This is a genomic window from Glycomyces artemisiae (assembly GCF_003002955.1).
Classification (GTDB): Bacteria; Actinomycetota; Actinomycetes; order Mycobacteriales; family Micromonosporaceae; genus Glycomyces; species Glycomyces artemisiae.
On record NZ_PVTJ01000001.1, the window covers coordinates 417,795 to 434,634 of the forward strand.

The 16,840-nt window shown below is 70.9% G+C and carries 14 protein-coding genes and 3 pseudogenes; 11 read left to right on the forward strand and 6 right to left on the reverse strand.

Annotation, left to right across the window (positions count from 1 at the left end):
* Window positions 1–19 precede the first annotated feature (19 nt).
* Window positions 20–286: a hypothetical protein gene (locus B0I28_RS01935; RefSeq protein ID WP_106362119.1), complete on the forward strand. Its 267-nt coding sequence runs from the start codon at window positions 20–22 to the stop codon at window positions 284–286.
* Here the strand turns inward: B0I28_RS01935 and dprA are convergent.
* A pseudogene (gene dprA, locus B0I28_RS28580) lies at window positions 257–898 on the reverse strand (DNA-processing protein DprA); the annotation flags it as partial. The gene B0I28_RS01935 and the pseudogene dprA sit on opposite strands and share 30 nt — an antisense overlap.
* On the opposite strand from dprA, the gene B0I28_RS27760 reads away from it, so the two are divergent.
* Window positions 788–1,153: a hypothetical protein gene (locus B0I28_RS27760; RefSeq protein WP_245888849.1), complete on the forward strand. Its 366-nt coding sequence runs from the start codon at window positions 788–790 to the stop codon at window positions 1,151–1,153. The pseudogene dprA and the gene B0I28_RS27760 overlap by 111 nt on opposite strands.
* Here B0I28_RS27760 and B0I28_RS01945 read toward each other — a convergent pair.
* From B0I28_RS01945 to B0I28_RS01955, 3 genes and pseudogenes are all read right to left on the reverse strand, one after another.
* Window positions 1,146–2,687, reverse strand: a complete 1,542-nt coding sequence (locus tag B0I28_RS01945; RefSeq protein ID WP_106362120.1) for a YifB family Mg chelatase-like AAA ATPase — start codon at window positions 2,685–2,687, stop codon at window positions 1,146–1,148. The two genes, B0I28_RS27760 and B0I28_RS01945, sit on opposite strands and share 8 nt — an antisense overlap.
* Before the next feature lie 16 nt (window positions 2,688–2,703).
* Window positions 2,704–3,081 (reverse strand): annotated as a pseudogene (locus B0I28_RS28405) (YraN family protein); the annotation flags it as partial.
* Window positions 3,078–3,635, reverse strand: a complete 558-nt coding sequence (locus B0I28_RS01955; RefSeq protein WP_106362121.1) for a murein hydrolase activator EnvC family protein — start codon at window positions 3,633–3,635, stop codon at window positions 3,078–3,080. The pseudogene B0I28_RS28405 and the gene B0I28_RS01955, both read right to left, overlap by 4 nt.
* 374 nt (window positions 3,636–4,009) lie before the next feature.
* Between B0I28_RS01955 and rpsB the strand changes: the two genes are divergently transcribed.
* From rpsB to B0I28_RS28585, 7 genes and pseudogenes are all read left to right on the forward strand, one after another.
* Window positions 4,010–4,834 (forward strand): 30S ribosomal protein S2, encoded by an 825-nt coding sequence (gene rpsB, locus B0I28_RS01960; protein WP_106362122.1) that lies wholly within the window; start codon window positions 4,010–4,012, stop codon window positions 4,832–4,834.
* A gap of 32 nt (window positions 4,835–4,866) precedes the next feature.
* Window positions 4,867–5,679 (forward strand): translation elongation factor Ts, encoded by an 813-nt coding sequence (gene tsf / locus B0I28_RS01965; protein ID WP_106362123.1) that lies wholly within the window; start codon window positions 4,867–4,869, stop codon window positions 5,677–5,679.
* A gap of 141 nt (window positions 5,680–5,820) precedes the next feature.
* Window positions 5,821–6,546, forward strand: coding sequence for a UMP kinase (pyrH, locus tag B0I28_RS01970; RefSeq protein ID WP_106362124.1), 726 nt, complete (start codon window positions 5,821–5,823; stop codon window positions 6,544–6,546).
* A 113-nt stretch (window positions 6,547–6,659) separates the two neighbouring features.
* Window positions 6,660–7,217 (forward strand): ribosome recycling factor, encoded by a 558-nt coding sequence (frr, locus tag B0I28_RS01975; protein ID WP_106362125.1) that lies wholly within the window; start codon window positions 6,660–6,662, stop codon window positions 7,215–7,217.
* Window positions 7,217–8,146, forward strand: coding sequence for a phosphatidate cytidylyltransferase (locus B0I28_RS01980; RefSeq protein ID WP_106362126.1), 930 nt, complete (start codon window positions 7,217–7,219; stop codon window positions 8,144–8,146). The genes frr and B0I28_RS01980 overlap by 1 nt, the downstream gene beginning before the upstream one ends.
* A gap of 100 nt (window positions 8,147–8,246) precedes the next feature.
* Complete coding sequence (gene rlmN / locus B0I28_RS01985) at window positions 8,247–9,395, forward strand: dual-specificity RNA methyltransferase RlmN (protein WP_106362127.1); 1,149 nt, start codon at window positions 8,247–8,249, stop codon at window positions 9,393–9,395.
* A gap of 20 nt (window positions 9,396–9,415) precedes the next feature.
* A pseudogene (locus tag B0I28_RS28585) lies at window positions 9,416–9,709 on the forward strand (DivIVA domain-containing protein); the annotation flags it as partial.
* Window positions 9,710–11,568: 1,859 nt separating this feature from the next.
* Here the strand turns inward: B0I28_RS28585 and B0I28_RS01995 are convergent.
* Window positions 11,569–11,787 (reverse strand): hypothetical protein, encoded by a 219-nt coding sequence (locus B0I28_RS01995; protein ID WP_106362128.1) that lies wholly within the window; start codon window positions 11,785–11,787, stop codon window positions 11,569–11,571.
* Between the two features lie 129 nt (window positions 11,788–11,916).
* Here B0I28_RS01995 and B0I28_RS02000 point away from each other — a divergent pair, with 129 nt between their 5' ends.
* On the forward strand, window positions 11,917–13,485 hold the full coding sequence (locus B0I28_RS02000; RefSeq protein WP_106362129.1) for a Rieske 2Fe-2S domain-containing protein: 1,569 nt from the start codon (window positions 11,917–11,919) through the stop codon (window positions 13,483–13,485).
* 46 nt (window positions 13,486–13,531) lie between these two features.
* Here the strand turns inward: B0I28_RS02000 and B0I28_RS02005 are convergent, their stop codons facing one another.
* Window positions 13,532–14,302 (reverse strand): TetR/AcrR family transcriptional regulator, encoded by a 771-nt coding sequence (locus tag B0I28_RS02005; RefSeq protein ID WP_106362130.1) that lies wholly within the window; start codon window positions 14,300–14,302, stop codon window positions 13,532–13,534.
* Between the two features lie 170 nt (window positions 14,303–14,472).
* Here B0I28_RS02005 and B0I28_RS02010 point away from each other — a divergent pair, with 170 nt between their 5' ends.
* A complete protein-coding gene (locus tag B0I28_RS02010) occupies window positions 14,473–16,635 on the forward strand; it encodes an MMPL family transporter (protein WP_106362131.1) in 2,163 nt (720 codons plus the stop codon).
* Window positions 16,636–16,840 lie beyond the last annotated feature (205 nt).

Below are 16,840 nucleotides of genomic sequence, written 5' to 3' on the forward strand. Positions count from 1 at the left end.
AGCCCATGCGCTGGAGGCGGTGGAGGGTCTCGGCCGCGAGGTCGGCAGGGAGGCCCGCAACCGCAGCGAGGCGGGCGGTCTCGACCACGTAGCCGCGGGGGAGGGACTCCACCAGGCGGGCTTCGACTTCGGTGAGGCGGTCGATCGGGCGGCGCTGGGGCGGCGGGGCGCTGGCGAGCGGGCCGCCGATGCCGGTGACGTCTTCGATGACCTCTTCGGCGCAGGTGACCAGACGGGCTTCCCACGGTTCGCGGGCGAGGCGGTGGACGCCGACCGATTGGGATGAGGTGACCGGGCCCGGGGTGAACATCAGGACCCGGCCCAGTTCTGCGGCGTATCGGGCCGTGTTCCTCGCGCCTGAGCGGTCGGCCGCTTCGACGACTACCGTTCCGGCGGTGAGTGCGGCGATCACTCGGTTGCGAGTGAGGAAGCGGTGCTTCATCGCGGTCGAGCCCGGCGGCCACTCGCTGATGAGCATGCCCTGTTCGGCGATCATGTTGAACATCGAGTGGTTCGCCTTGGGGTAGGGCATCTCCAGGCCGCAGGCCAGGACCGCGACCGTGGCGCCGCCCCGCGCGAGGGAGCCGAGGTGGGCCGCCCTGTCGATGCCCAGGGCGCCTCCGGAGACGATCGTCCAGCCCGCGCTGGTCAGGTCCGCGGCCAGGTCGTCGGCGAGGTGCTGGCCGTATTCGCTTGCGGCCCTTGAGCCGACGATCGCCACCGAGCGAGCGCAGAGCTCCGCGAGGTCGTGTGGGCCCCGGACCCACAGGCAGCGGGGCGGGCGCACATGCGGTTCGTCGGCGTCGCAGACGAGTTGGAGGTCGCGGAGCTGCTCGGGCCAGCCGGGTTCGCCGGGGATGAGGACTCTGGCGCCCGCTGCCTCGGTAGCGGCGGCGATCTGGGCGGCGCGGTCGGCGGGGTCCGGGGTGCAGGAGACCGCGGCGCTGGTGAGGCGGTGGAGGCGTTCGGGGACGTCGCCCGTCCAGATGCGCTTCACCGCCTCGATCGGGCCGACCTCGGCGAGGAGGTCGTCGAGCTCGGCGTCTCCGGGTTCGATCAGCTCGGACAGCATCATCAGTGCTCGGCGGTCGTCGTTCGGCAGGTTGGTCACTGGTCCTCCTCGTCGTCGAACATTCGTCGGCTGTTCATCTGACCGAGTAGCCCAGGCGCAGTTCGCTCGCCTCGGCCACGTCGTCGGCGGTCGGGCTGGCGTGTTCGCGCAGGTCCGCGATGGTCCACGCCAGCTTCAGGACCCGGTCGTAGCCGCGGGCCGTGATGCGCTCCTTCATGAGCAGCTCGTCCACGTACTTGCGGACCGGCGCGGGGAGGCGCCACCTGGCCGATCGGAGGGCCGGGCCCGGGACTTCGCTGTTCAGGCCCCAGGTCTCGCCCGCCTCCGCCCATCTGGCGGCGGCTGCCTCGCGGGCTCGTTGGACCCGTTTCGCGACGGACTCCGACGGTTCGGCCTCGGTCAGGTCGGTGAGGATCGCCGAGGGCGGGACCGGCGGGAGGTTGACCCGGAGGTCGATGCGGTCCAGGAGCGGGCGGGAGATCCGGGTCAGGTAGCCGCGGCGCTTGAGCGGTGGGCAGGTGCAGTCGACCGGTTTGTTCGGTGCGCAGGCGCACGGGTTCGCGGCCAGGACGAGGGTGACCTTCGCCGGGTAGCTGATCGCGGTGTTGGCGCGGCGGATGCGGACCTCGCCGCATTCCAGGGGCTGGCGCAGCGAGTCGAGGACCGAGCGGGGCCATTCGGGGGCCTCGTCGATGAACAGCACGCCGCGGTGGGCCAGGGCCAGCGAGCCGGGGCCGATGGCGCCGGTGCCGCCGCCGACCAGGGCCTGCATGGTGATCGAGTGGTGCGGGGCCTCGAACGGGGCGTGGTGGATGAGGGCGGCGGAGCCGCCGGTGAACCTGCCGCGGAGCGAATGGAGCGAGGTCACCTCGACCGCTTCGGCGTCGGAGAGCGGCGGCATGATCGACGGAAGGCGTTCTGCGAGCATCGTCTTGCCTGCTCCCGGGGGACCGACCATGAGCATGTGGTGGCCTCCGGCGGCGGCGATCTCCAAGGCGCGGCGGGCGAGCGGCTGGCCGCGGACGTCGGACAGGTCCGGGAGGCGGGGCGGTTCGGGTCGGGGCGGACGGGGGACCGGGTCGAGGGGAGTCTGGCCGAAGACCCAGGCGACGAGGGTGGCGAGGTCCGGCGGGGCGAGGATCGTCAGGCCCTCGACGATCGACGCCTCGGCGGCGTTCTCCGGGGCGACGATCGCGGTGCGCAGGCCCGAGCGGCGGGCCTCCAGGAGCGCTGGGAGCGTGCCGGGGACCGGGCGGAGGCCGCCGTCGAGGCCGAGTTCCGCCAGGAGGACGGTGTCGGCGAGGCGCTCGACGGGGAGCAGGTCGTCGGCGCACATGATGGTGACCGCGAGCGCAAGGTCCGCGGCGGAGCCGGTCGTGGGGACCGAGGCCGGGGCGAAGTTGACCGAGATGGACTTGTCCGGGAAGCGGAGCGCGGAGTTCGCCATCGCGGAGCGGACGCGGGTCTGGGCCTGGTTGACGACGCTGTCGGGCAGGCCCGACATGCGGACCGTGTCGGCGCCTTTGGAGGAGGACTTGAAGACCGAGGCCTCGACGGTCACCGTGACGGACGAGGCGCCGATGGTGCAGACGGTGGTGGTGCGCGCGTAACCCACGGCGTGCTCCTTTGCGGTGTTCGAGTGCCAGTTGCGTTGCGCCCGTGACGGTGAGCGCGAGCCGGTCGATGCGCCACGGCTGGTCGGGGCGGCAGTGCTCGCGCAGCCAGGCGCGGGCGAGCCGTTCGACGCGGTGGAGCTTCTCGCCGTCGACCGCGCCGAGCGGGCCGCCGAAGCGCGAGGAGCGGCGGGTCTTCACCTCGCAGACGACGACGGTGTCGGCGGCGCGGGCGACGAGGTCGAGTTCGCCGGTGCGGTGGCGCCAGTTGCGGGCGAGGATCTGCATGCGGTGGCGTTGGAGATGGGCGGCCGCGAGCTGCTCGCCGAGGCGGCCGAGTTCGTGCGGGCGGAGGCGGCGCAGGTCGGTGGCGGCGGGAGCGGGCGGTGCGGTCATGACCGGGCTCCTTCGGTGAGGGACGCGGCGTGGGGGCGGCCGGGGCGGGGGAGGAGGCGGACTTTGCCGTCGCCGAACAGGAGCATCGGGTCGAGGTAGCGGGGGCCGCGTTTGAGGCCGAGGTGGAGGCAGGCGGCGGCGGTGCAGGAGGCGTGGCCCGCTTGGAGCGTTCCTATCGTCTGGCCCGCGGTGACGGTGTCGCCTGCGGCGACGGCGGGTTCGACCGGTTCGTAGGTGGTGCGCAGGCCGTTCGCGTGGGCGATGCTGACGACGCCGCGGCCGGCGAGGTCGCCGGCGTAGACGACCCGCCCGGGCCCGGCGGCGACCACGGGCTGGGCGTCGGCGGCGGCGAGGTCGACGCCGCGGTGGCCTGGGAGCCAGGGGAGGGGCGGTGGATCGAAGCCGGTGCGGAGGTCGAGGCCGCCGGTGGGAGGGAGCCACGGGCCCGAGGTGCGTTCGGCGGCGGATGCGGTGGCGGGTTGCGTGAAGGCGGACGCAACGAGGATCACGGTGGTGATGAGGCCGAAGATGATCGCGTGGTGTAGTCGTCGCATGACTCAAGGTTGAGACGGGTGCCCGGAATCGTCCAGAAAAATCTTTTGGGCCTGTGGATAACTCGTTCGTCCTGGTCGGCGCATTGCGTCTGTCACTGCGGTCCACCGCCTCGACGGTGTCGCCGCGGGTCCAAGTACACTGATCGGAGCGGTACGGCACCACTGTGCGCCGAACCGACTTCGCGCGTTCGTCGCGGCCCGACCTCCATCGCCCGCTCATTGCCTGAGCACTGCGGTGGCGCGGTCCGGCCCTCGCGATCCCCCAGGTCCGGGTGCTTCCCGGTTGCGGATCGCCGGAGACGGGCGCCAGGCGCGGGACGCCCGGACTTCGGGCGCCTCCCGCGAATGAACCAGGGAACGAAAGGAATACAACCGTGTCGGTTGTCACCATGCGCCAGCTGCTCGAAAGCGGCGTGCACTTCGGCCACCAGACCCGTCGCTGGAACCCGAAGATGAAGCGGTTCATCCTCACCGACCGCAACGGCATCTACGTCATCGACCTGCGCCAGACGGTCGACTACGCCTCCAAGGCCCACGACTTCGTCAAGAACGTCGTCGCCGAGGGCGGCGAGGTCCTCTTCGTCGGCACCAAGAAGCAGGCCCAGGAGGCCGTCTCCGAGCAGGCCCAGCGCGTCGGGATGCCCTTCGTGAACCACCGCTGGCTCGGCGGCATGCTCACGAACTTCCAGACCATCCAGAAGCGCCTCATGCGCCTCAAGGAGCTGGAGATCATCGAGGCCAACGGTGCGGCCAACCGCACCAAGAAGGAAATGCTCCAGCTCATGCGCGAGAAGGACAAGCTCGAGCGCACGCTCGGCGGCCTCCGCGACATGGAGAAGACCCCGGCCGCGATCTGGATCGTGGACACCAAGAAGGAGCACATCGCCGTCGACGAGGCCCGCAAGCTCGGCATCCCCGTCGTCGCGATCCTCGACACCAACTGCGACCCCGACGAGGTCGACTTCCCGATCCCCGGCAACGACGACGCGATCCGCTCCGTCGCGCTGCTGACCAAGATCATCGCCGACGGCGCCGCCGAGGGCCTGCTGGCCCGCTCGGGCGGCCAGGTCGGCGAGAAGGCCGAGGGCGAGCCCCTCGCCGAGTGGGAGAAGGAGCTCCTCGTCGAGGACAAGCCGGCCGAGGCCCCGGCCGCCGAGGCCGCCGCGCCCGAGGCGACCGAGCAGCCCTCCGCCGAGTAATCGATCCCAGACGAGAAGTAAGAAGGGGAGCAATGGCCAACTTCACGATGGCTGACGTCAAGAAGCTCCGGGAAGCCACCGGCTCCGGGATGATGGACGTCAAGAAGGCCCTCGAAGCGGCTGACGGCGACTACGACACCGCGCTTGAGGCCCTGCGCATCAAGGGCGCCAAGGACGTGGGCAAGCGCGCCGAGCGCACCACCGCCCAGGGCCTGGTGGCCCAGTCCGGCAACACCATCCTCGAACTGCTCTGCGAGACCGACTTCGTCGCCAAGAACGGCGCGTTCATCGAGCTCGCGCAGACCCTCGTGGAGCGCGCCGACGAGGTGCGCCCCGCCGACGGGCCCGCGTTCGCGCAGGCCGAGCTGAACGGCAAGACGGTCGCCGAGGTCATCGCCGAGGAGTCGGTGAAGCTCGGCGAGAAGCTGGCCCTGGGCCGCGTCGGCTCGCTGGAGGGCGAGGTCTCGGTGTACATGCACCGCAAGGCCGCCGACCTCCCGCCCGCCGTCGGCATCCTCGTCTCCTACACCGGCGACGCCGAGGCCGCCCGCCAGGCCGGCATGCAGGCCGCCGCGATGCGGCCGAAGTACCTCACCAGCGACGAGGTGCCCGCCGAGATCGTGGAGACCGAGAAGCGCGTCGCCCTGGAGACCGCCAAGGAAGAGGGCAAGCCCGAGCGCGCCTGGGACAAGATCGTGGAAGGCAAGGTCAACGCCTACTACCGCGACTTCGTCCTGCTCGACCAGACCTCGGTCCTCGACAACAAGAAGACCGTGCGGCAGGTGCTGGCCGACGCCGGCACCGAGGTCACCGGCTTCATCCGCTTCGAAGTCGGCCAGGAGTAGCGGGTAGTCCGCGGGCGCGGACTACACTGGCTCCAGCCGTAAGCATGGGAAGGGGCGGCGGCGCAGGCCGCCGCCTCGTTCCATGTCCGCACCACAGCGGGCCGGACGGCCGCGAAGGAAAGACAGAGCAGGGGAGATCCCATGAGTCAAGCCACGTTCCGCAGGGTCGTGCTGAAGCTGTCCGGTGAGTCCTTCGGCGGCGGTTCCGTCGGCGTCGACCCCGACGTCGTCCAGGCCGTCGCCCGGCAGATCGCCGCGGGCGTGGCCGCGGGCGTCCAGGTCGCCGTGGTCGTCGGCGGCGGGAACTTCTTCCGCGGCGCCGAGCTCCAGCGCCGCGGCATGGATCGCGCCCGCGCCGACTACATGGGCATGCTCGGCACCGTCATGAACTGCCTCGCGCTCCAGGACTTCCTGGAGAAGGAGGGCGTCGACACGCGCGTCCAGACCGCCATCGCCATGGCCCAGGTCGCCGAGGCGTACCTGCCGCTGCGCGCCATCCGCCACCTGGAGAAGGGCCGCGTGGTCATCTTCGGCGCCGGCGCCGGGATGCCGTACTTCTCCACCGACACCGTCGCCGCCCAGCGCGCGCTGGAGATCGGCGCGCAGGAGGTCCTGGTCTCCAAGAACGGCGTCGACGCCGTCTACACCGCCGACCCGCGCACCGACCCCGACGCGCAGCGGCTCGACGACATCACCTTCGACGAGGCGCTCAAGCGCGAGCTCATGGTCGTCGACCAGGCCGCGTTCAGCCTCTGCAAGGACAACTCCCTCCCCATGCGCGTCTTCGGCGCCGACGACGACGGGAACCTGCGGCGCGCCATCGTCGGCGACCCCATCGGCACCCTCATCCACGCCGCCCAGGACTAGACCCAGCAGAAGCGGCGAACCCCGCGCCCGGGGACCTCCGCGCCACCGAGGACCCACGGCGGGACGGTACGGTCAGAAGTGCTGTCAGGCCGCGAGAGAATGCGAGTAGAACCGTGATTGACGACACCCTCCTCGAAGCCGAGGAGAAGATGGAGCGGGCCATCGAGCACGCCAAGGAGGAGTTCGCCGCGGTGCGCACCGGCCGCGCCTCGTCCGCCATGTTCAACCGGATCACCGTCGACTACTACGGTGCGCCCACCCCGATCCCGCAGGTCGCCTCGATCGCGATCCCCGAGCCGCGCATGGTCATCGTCAAGCCCTTCGACACCTCCCAGATGAAGGACATCGAGGACGCCATCCGCAACTCCAACCTCGGCGTCAACCCCTCGAACGAGGGCACCCAGCTGCGGCTGAACCTGCCCCCCATGACCGAGGAGCGGCGCCGCGAGATGATCAAGGTCGTCCGCACCAAGGGCGAGGACGCCAAGATCGCCATCCGCAACGTCCGCCGCAAGGCCAAGGACGAGATCGGCAAGGCCGTCAAGGACGGCGAGGTCTCCGAGGACGAGGGCCGCTCCGGTGAGAAGGAGCTCGACGACCTGACCGGCCGCTTCACCGGGCACGTCGACGAGCTCGTCGGCTCCAAAGAGTCAGAGCTGCTTGAGATCTGATGAGCACGATTCCCGACGGTCCGCCCGGCCGTCGCCCCCGCCCGTCGCTTGACGGCCCCGGGAGCGGGCCCGGCACCGCCGAGGCGGTCCCCGCGTCCCGGCCCAAGGCCGGACGCAACCTCCCCGTCGCCATCGGCGCCGGGCTCGGCATGGCCGCGGTCGTCATCGCCTCCGTGCTGATCCAGCCGGTCGCGTTCCTGGTCCTCGCGGTGATCGCCGTCGGCGTCGCCTGCTGGGAGACCGGCACCGCGATGCGCAAGGGCGGCAAGAACGTCCCGGTGATCCCGCTCGCGGCCGCCGGGGTGCTCATCGTGGTCCTCGCCTGGTTCGGCGGGGCCACCGGCCTGCTCCTGGGCACCGCCGTCAGCGTCGCCGCGCTGTACGTGTGGCGGCTCTCCGAGGGCGCCACCGGCTACCGCACCGACGTGCCCGCCGCGGCCCTCGTGCTCGTCCAGGTCCCGTTCCTGGCCGGGTTCGTGATGCTCCTGGCGACCTCCGAGGCCTCCGAGGCCCGCTGGATCGACGGCGCCGCCGCGCAGGTCCTCATCTACCTGTTCGCGGTCGTCATGTCCGACACCGGCGGGTACACCGCCGGGGTGCTCTTCGGCCGCCACCAGATGACGCCGCGGATCAGCCCCAAGAAGTCCTGGGAGGGCCTGGCCGGGTCCGTCGTGGCCGCCGCGCTCGGCGCCTCGGTCACCCTCTGGCTGTTCTTCGGCGTGTCCTTCCCGCTGGGCGTGGCGTTCGGCGTGTGCGTCGCCCTTGCCGCTACGTTGGGGGACCTGTCGGTCTCGCTGCTGAAGCGGGACCTGGGCATCAAGGACATGAGCAATCTCATTCCCGGCCACGGCGGGGTGATGGACCGGCTCGACTCGATCCTCATGGTGGCCCCGGTGGCCTATGTGTGGTTCCGTTACCTGCTCGGGTGATGTGTCCTGATTGGTGTATCCGGTGAAGGAGGGCCCGGGGTGAATTCGACGATCCGGGGTTGGCGGGCCGCGGGCCTGTCATGCGAGACTAGGTCGTGACATGTCTGTAGCACTCACGTTGACCGAACCGCGCCCCCGCAAGGCCGCGCCCCGGCACCTCGCCGACCTCGACCTGGCCGGGTGCCAGTCCGTCCTCTCCGAGATCGGGCAGCCCGCCTTCCGCGCCAAGCAGCTGCGCCAGCAGTACTTCGGCCGCCACGTCGGCGACGCCTCGCTCATGACCGACCTCCCCGCCGCCGCTCGCGAGGCCATCGGCGAGGCGCTGCTCCCGCGGCTCCTCGACCCGGTCCGCGTCGACTCGTGCGACGACGGGCAGACGGTCAAGGCCGTCTGGCGCCTGTACGACGGCGCGCTCGTCGAGTCCGTGATCATGGCCTACCCCGACCGGGTGACCGCCTGCGTGTCGTCGCAGGCCGGATGCGGCATGGCCTGCCCGTTCTGCGCCACCGGCCAGGGCGGCCTGACCCGCAACCTCACCACCGCCGAGATCGTCGACCAGGTGGTCGCCGCCGCACGCCTCGCCGAGGAGCGCGGCCTGGGCCGCCTGTCGAACATCGTCTTCATGGGCATGGGCGAGCCGCTCGCGAACTGGGCGCGCCTGAAGTCGGCGCTGCACCTCATCACGAAGCCGGTGCCCGACGGGATCGGGATCTCCGCCCGGAACGTCACCGTGTCCACCGTCGGCCTCGTGCCGACCATCGAGAAGCTCGCGCAGGAGGGCCTGCCGGTGCGGCTGGCCGTGTCCCTGCACGCGCCCGACGACGAGCTGCGCGACGAGCTCGTCCCCATCAACACCCGCTGGAAGGTCGCCGAGGTCCTCGGGGCGGCCTGGGAGTACGCTCGGGTGACGAAACGTCGCGTCTCGATCGAGTACGCGATGATCAGGGACGTGAACGACCAGGCGTGGCGGGCCGACCTGCTCGGGAGGCTCCTGAAGGGCCGACTGGTCCACGTCAACCTGATTCCCTTGAACCCCACGCCGGGGAGCCGGTGGGACGCGAGTCCCAAGCCGGTTGAGGCGGAGTTCGTGCGGCGGCTGCGCGATGCGGGCGTCTCCACGACGGTGCGCGATACGCGCGGCCAAGAGATCGACGGCGCTTGCGGGCAGCTGGCCGCTTCGGTACGGGAGGCCGGGACGCCCGGCCGCACCGCTGCCGAGCCGCCCGGCGCCTCCGGCGCCGCGGAGTAGGCGGAAAGGGTGGCTTGGTAGTGGCGAGTCATGGTGACCGGTTCCGGCGCCGGGCGTTGAGCCGGGGCTACAAGGTCGATGAGGTCGACGCGTTCCTTGACCGCGTCGAGGCGACGCTCGCCGGCGAGCCGGTGGGCAGTCCCGTCTCGGCGGACGAGGTCGACGATGTCGTCTTCAGGGTTCGCTTCGGCGGATACGACGAGTGGCAGGTGGACGTCTACCTCGACCGGGTCGCGCGGCAGCTCGCCGAACTGGAGGAGCGCGGCGTCCTCGGATCCGCCCCCGCCCCCGACTACGGCAAGCCCGAAGCCGCCGCCCAGGGCCGCGGCTTCGACGAGCCCCCGATGCAGCAGGGCCCCGGTTCGCGGCGCGCCCCCGAGACCCAGGCGACGCAGGTCATCCCCGCGCAGGAGATGATGGCCGCCCGCGAGATGGCCCCCCCGCCGCCCGCCCCCGAACCGGTCGGCCGCGGCCGCGGCCCCGTCAGGGCCGCCGCGGCCCCGCCCGACGACGAGGGCTTCGGCGACCTCCGCGGCGGCGGTGACGACGAGGGCTTCGGCTTCCTCGCCGGTCCTCCCGGCGACGACTACGACGACCCGTTCGCCAAGCGCGGCGGCGCCCCCCGCGGCGGCCAGGACTTCGGCGGCCCGGGCGGGCGCGGCGACTTCGGCGGGCCGCAGAACGACTTCGGTCCGCGCGACGATTTCGGCGGCCCCCAGAACGACTTCGCGCCCCAGCGGGACGACTTCGGCCCCGGCCCGGGCGACTTCGGCCCTGGACCTCGGGACGACTTCGGCCCTGGACCCCGCGACGACTTCGGCCGCGACGACTTCGCCCAGCAGCGGGGCCCGGGCGGCGCCAACGGCTACGGCCCCCGCGGCGGCGCCCCCGAGCCGGGCGTCTACGGCGGCGGTCCCAGCGGCGGCGGCGAGTACGGCTCGCCGCGCGGCGACTTCGCGCCCCCGCCGCAGGCCGGTCCGCGCGCGGGCGGCCACGACGGCCCCCAGGCCGGGCCCCCGCACGGCGCCACCGAGCAGCTCCCGCTCCAGTCCGACCCGCGGCGCGGCGGCTTCGGCCCCGCCGACCAGCCGGGCGTGTACGGACAGGGCCCGCGGCGCGGCGCCCCCGAGCCCGCCCCCGGGTTCGGCGCGGCCTACGACGACGAGTTCAGCGACACCGGCAGCCGCCGCGCGGCCCCGCCGCACCAGTCGCCGATGCAGCAGTCCCCGATGGGCCAGCCGCCGCACCAGACCGGCGCGATCCCGCGCGCCGACCGGTACGGCCAGCCCGAACCCGAGCCCATGCCGCCCGCGGCCCCGACCCAGGCGATTCCGCAGAGCCTGGTCCCGGGCATGCAGCAGGGCGGCCCGATGGGCCGTCCCGAACCGCAGCAGCCCGAGCCCTACGGGGCCCCGAGGGGCCGCGAGTACGGGCAGCAGGGCGGATTCGGCTCCCCGCCGCAGCCCGAGGACACCGGGTACGGCCGCCGCGGCGGCGTCCCCAGCCCGCCCGTCCAGGGCGGCTTCGGGTCCCCGCATGAACCCACCGGCGGGTTCGGCTCGCCGCACGAGCCCACGGGCGGTTTCGACCGCGGGCCGCAGCAGCACGAGCCCACGGGCGGTTTCGGGGGGCCCGTCGGCCCGCCGCCCGGCCCCGACCCGTCCGCCTTCGGAGCGCCCGCCGGCGGACCCGCAGGTCCGCCCCCCGGGCCCGGCCCGCGCGGCGCGGCCACCCCGCCGGACTTCGGCCGCCGCAACCCCTACGAGGGCCGCGGTTTCGAGGCGCCCAGCCGCCACGGCCGCGAAGAGATGACCACGGAGATGCGGGCGTCGGACTCCCCCTTCACGCCCGACGACGTGCAGCGCCTCGAACAGCTCCGCCGCGCCTTCCAGCCGCGGCGCTTCGGCTCCGGGTACGACCCGAGCCAGGTGGACCAGATGTTCGACGCCGTCTCCGCGGCGATGACCGGCCGCAACCCGGTCCCGCTCTCCGACCGCGAACTCGACACCAGCCAGTTCTCGCTCGTCCAGGGCGGCTACTTCGAGGCCGAAGTGGACTCCGCGCTCCGCGAGGTCCGCGAGATGTTCGCCCGCCGCGGCATGATGCACTGAGACGCAACGGAAAAGGGGGCGGGGCCGCGTTCGCGGCCCCGCCCCCTTCGTTCAGCGCTCGCTCAGCGCAGGCCCGCCTTGACGAGCCACACGTCGGTGACGATGACGGCCAGCAGCACGGTGACCGTGATGAGGATGAAGGCGTCCTCGACCCAGCCCTGGTGGTTGCCGAACAGGTACGCCAGGTTGATGACGATGCCGGCGGTCAGCGCGGAGTAGAGGGCCTTGCGGCTGGTGGGCTTGCGCTGATCGGGCGAGAGAATCTGCTCTTCGGCAGCCATGCTGGTTCCTCCAACCGTTCGTTTGATCCCGCACAGTCTCCCACGCCACAAGGACCAACGTCCCGGCCCCGCCGGAGCTGTGACTTGTAGTCTGGACGCGTCCTCGTCCCCATGTCCGGAAGGGTAACCGTGCGAATCACCGGTACCGGCCACGCCAGCATGTTCATCGAGACCGCCGCGGGAACGATCCTGTGCGACCCCTGGGTGAACCCCGCGTACTTCGCGTCGTGGTTCCCCTTCCCCGACAACTCGCAGCTCGACTGGGACGCGCTGGGCCGGGCCGACTACCTGTACGTCTCGCACCTGCACCGGGACCACTTCGACGAGGAGAACCTCACGAAGCACATCAGCAAGGACACCACGGTCCTGCTGCCGGAGTACCCCACCTCCGAACTGGAGTCCGAGCTGCGCGCCCTGGGCTTCCACAAGTTCATCAAGACCGTGTCCGAGGAGATCGTGGAGCTCCCCGGCGGCGTCAAGGTCATGATCCAGGCCCTCACCAGCCCCACGGACGGCCCCATCGGCGACTCGTCGCTGTGGGTCGAGGACGCCGACGGCACGCGCCTGCTCAACCAGAACGACGCCCGCCCCACCGACATGAGCGTCTTCCTCAAGCACGGCAGGATCCACGCCCACCTGCTCCAGTTCTCCGGCGCGATCTGGTTCCCGATGGTCTACGAGCTGCCCGACAACGCCAAGCGCGCCTTCGGGAAGCAGAAGCGCGAGCGCGGCTTCGACCGCTCGCTGCGCTACATCGACGACGTCAAGGGCGACTGGGTCTTCCCCATCGCCGGGCCGCCCTGCTTCCTCGACGACGAGCTGTACCAGTTCAACGACGTGTTCGGCGACGAGGGGAACATCTTCCCCGACCAGATGTCGTACGTCCAATGGCTGGAGCAGCAGGGGCACGACAAGAACATCATCCTGCTGCCCGGGTCCGTGGCCGAGGTCTTCGCCGACGGGCGGGGCTCGGTCGAGCACCCTGTGGACGACATCAAGCAGTGGTTCGAGAACAAGAAGCAGCACCTCGACGAGTTCAAGGAGCGGATGCAGCCGCGCATCGCCGCGGAGAAGGCGTCCTGGTCCCACCCCGAGATCGACGTCCTGGAGACCCTCCGCGAGCGCATCCAGCCGCTCATGGAGTCCGCCGAGCACATCGCCACCGGTATCGGCGGCCCCGTGCGCTTCGACCTGACCGCGCCGGACTCCGACGAGGTCGTCGAGTCGATCGTCTTCGACTTCCTGGAGCGCAAGATCCACCCCGACGACGGGGGGAAGGTCCGCTACCGGTTCCGCACCGAGCGGCGCCTCATCGAGCACCTGCTCCACATCCGTGAGGTCGACTGGGTCAACTCGCTGTTCCTGTCGTGCCGCTTCACCGCCGCGCGCATCGGCCAGTACAACGAGTACGTGTACGCGTTCTTCAAGTGCCTCAGCGAGGAGCGCCTCCAGTACGCCGAGGGCTGGTACGCCGAGCAGCGCCCCGACGACGAGGACATCACCATGAACGGGTGGCAGCTCCAGCGCCGCTGCCCGCACCTCAAGGCCGACCTGTCGGTGTTCGGCAAGATCGAGGAGGGCGTCCTCACCTGCCAGATGCACGGCTGGAAGTGGAACCTCAAGTCCGGCAAGTGCATGACCTCCGTCGGGCACGACATCCGCTCCTGCCCGGCCGACGAGGCGCCCGCCGCCTCCTAGGACGAGAACCCAAGGGCCGGAACGCATCGCGCTCCGGCCCTTCGCGCTACCCCTCGATGCCGAAGTCGTGCATCATCGCCACGATCTGCGTCTTGTAGAACTCGTCGATGTTCTCCTGCACCGGCAGGGACCCGAACGCCTCCATGACGACCAGCCCGAACACCCGCACCCATGCCGACGTGAACGTGAAGATCCACGACAGCGGCAGCGGCTCGCCCACGATGAACACCGAGCACTTGTCCGTCAGCTCGCGCTGGAGGTCCTCGGAGATCTCCGGCATCTCGACCGGCCCGGCCGCGGGCAGCTCGCCGGTCTCGGTCTTGCGGTAGAACGCGGCCATCTCGCGCCCGCACAGCTGCGAGTGCTCCAGGGACTTCAGGGTCACCGGGTCGACGTTCTCGGGGGACTGCTCCAGGCGCACGCCGTTGATCCCCATGGCGCTGTTGGACTCCGGGTAGGAGATCATCAGCTCGAACTCGCGCCGGTTGCCCACGGCCCAGGCCCGGAACGCCCAGATCCAGGACTTCATCCGTTCGAGGTGCGCGTCGGGCGGGGAGGCGTCCATCGCCTTCCTGGTCTCGGCGATAAGTTCGTCGTAGAGGTCGCAGCAGATGGCGACGAGCAGCGCGTCGAGGTTGTCGAAGTACCGGTAGAGGGCCGCCGGGGTGACTCCCACCTCCCGTGCGATGGCGCGGAGGGAGATCCCGCTCGGACCGTGCTCCTGGAGCTGGCGCCGGGCGCTCGCCTTGATCTCGGCGATGGTCTCCGCCCGCATGCGCTCGCGGCGGGTCGGGCCACCCGCGGTGTTGGAAGTCACTGCTCTCCTCTGTTTACGATTCAGTTAACGGCGTTGACTCTATGAGGGGCGTTCATTAGAGTAAACGGCGTTAGCTAAATTATCGACGCTTACCATCGTACCGCCGGGTCGCGCTTCGGCACCAGCGGTCGCAGCCTCCCTCTCCGTTGAACACCCATAGGAGAAACCTCATGTATTCCCTGCTAGGCCGGGCGGTCATCAAGACCCGCTGGGTGATCCTGGCCGGCGTCCTCGCGGTCTTCGCCATCGGCGCGACCTGGGGCCTCGGCGTCTTCGACGAGTTCACCGACGGCGGGTACGTCTCCCAGGAGTCCCGCTCCGTCGTCGATGCCGAGGCGATCGAGGACGAGTTCGGCTCCATCGGCGCCGAGGTCGTGGTCCTGTACTCCTCCGACACCCTCACGGTGGACGACCCGGCCTTCGCCGACGCCGTGCAGAGCGCGGTCGCCGACATCAACGGCATCGACGAGGTCGAGAGCGCCGCGTCCTACTACGAGACCGGCCAGGAGGGCTGGGTCGCCGAGGACCGGCACGCCACCTTCGTCCCGGTCACCCTCGCGGGCGCCTCCGACGAGGAGCGCGCGGGCGTCTTCTCCGGCATCGAGCAGGAGCTGCGCGACGCGGGCGACACCGGGGACCTGGAGGTGCGGCTCGGCGGCGGCGCGGCGATCTTCGCCGACCTGAACGAGCAGGTCCAGCACGACCTGGAGATCGCCGAGATGATCTCCATGCCGATCCTGCTGCTCATCATGATCCTGGTCTTCGGCGCGCTCGTGGCCGCTTCGCTGCCGCTGCTCATCGGCGGCATGTCGATCCTCGGCGGCTTCGCGATCACCCGCGTCATCACCGAGTTCACCGACGTGTCCGTGTTCGCCGCCAACGTCATCACCATCATCGGCCTCGGCATGTCCATCGACTACTCGCTGTTCGTGCTGCGCCGATTCAGGGAAGAACTCGCGCAGGGCCGCGACAAGCGCACCGCCGTCCTGAACACCGTCGCCACCGCCGGGCGCACCGTCATGGTCTCGGGCCTCATCATCGTCCTGTCGATGGGCGGCCTGCTCCTGGTCGACGTGCCGTTCCTGCACGGCATCGCGTACGGCGTCATGTCGGCCGTCGGCGTCGCCATGCTCGCCGCGCTCGTCGCCCTCCCCGCGGTCCTGTACCTCTTGGGCGGCAACGTGGACAAGGGCCGCCTGCCGTGGCGGCGCAACGCCGCGCCGAAGACCGACACCGGCTTCTGGCACGGCCTCGCCGCGGGCGTCATGCGCCGCCCCGTGCTCGTCCTGCTCCCCGTCCTCGCGTTCATGGCGCTCCTGGCGAGCCCCATGCTCGACATGCAGTTCGGCGGCGTCGACGAGCGCGACATGCCCGAGGACGCCGAGTCCCGCGTGGTCACCGAGACGATCGCCGCCGACTTCCCCGGCGGTGACGAGGAGACCTTCCAGGTCATGGCGGTCGGCGACGCGGCCGCGGCCGCCGAGGTCCAGTCCGAGCTCGAAGCGCTCGACTTCGTCGACGGGGTGCGGCCCGCGGCCGAGCCGACCGCCGACGCGACGCTCTTCGAGGTCCTCTACGACCTCGACCCGTTCAGCGCCGACGCCCGCGGCCTCATCGAGGACGCCCGCGCGATCGAGGTCGACGGGGCCGAGCTGTACGTCACCGGCGGCGCCTCCGACCGGGTCGACATGCTCGACGCCATCGGCGAGGGCCTGCCGTACATGCTCGGGTACATCGTCATCGTCACGATGGTGGTGCTGTTCCTCGCGTTCGGCTCGGTCCTGCTGCCGATCAAGGCGGTCCTGATGAACGCCGTCTCGCTCGGCGCCGCCCTGGGGATCGTGGTGTGGATCTTCCAGGAGGGCCACCTCTCGGACCTGCTGGGCTTCACGCCCTCGGGCTACATCGACCCGTCGAACCTGCTGCTCATGATCGCGCTGCTGTTCGCGCTCGCCACCGACTACGAGGTGTTCCTGCTGTCGCGGGTGCGCGAGGAGTGGGACCGCGGGGCCGACAACCGGACCGCCGTCCTGCGCGGCATGCAGTCGACGGGCTCGATCATCACCGCCGCGGCGGCGATCCTCATCGTCGTGGTCGGCGCGTTCGCGTTCAGCGGCATCACGTTCATGAAGATGATCGGCCTCGGCATGGCCGTGGCGATCCTGCTGGACGCCACCGTGGTCCGGATGCTCCTCGTCCCCGCGACGATGCGCCTGCTGGGCCGCGCCAACTGGTGGGTCCCCGGCCCGCTGGGGCGCCTGTACGCCAAGTACGGCATCAAGGAGTCCGACGAGGCCCCCGCGGCCGAGGAGCGCACGCCCGTCAAGGTCTGAGCGCCGACCGAATCTGCACACCGGGAACCAGGGGCCCGTCCGGAGCGATCCGGGCGGGCCCGTTCCGTTGCGGGAGTGGCGCGTTCCCGGCGCGTCCCGGTATGCGGCCCGACCAGGGCGCCCGTCCGAACAATATCCAAGAATTTAAGTTGAGCCATTGACTTTAGGCAAGCGGTTGCATAGATTGATGTGATCTAGGAGCCAA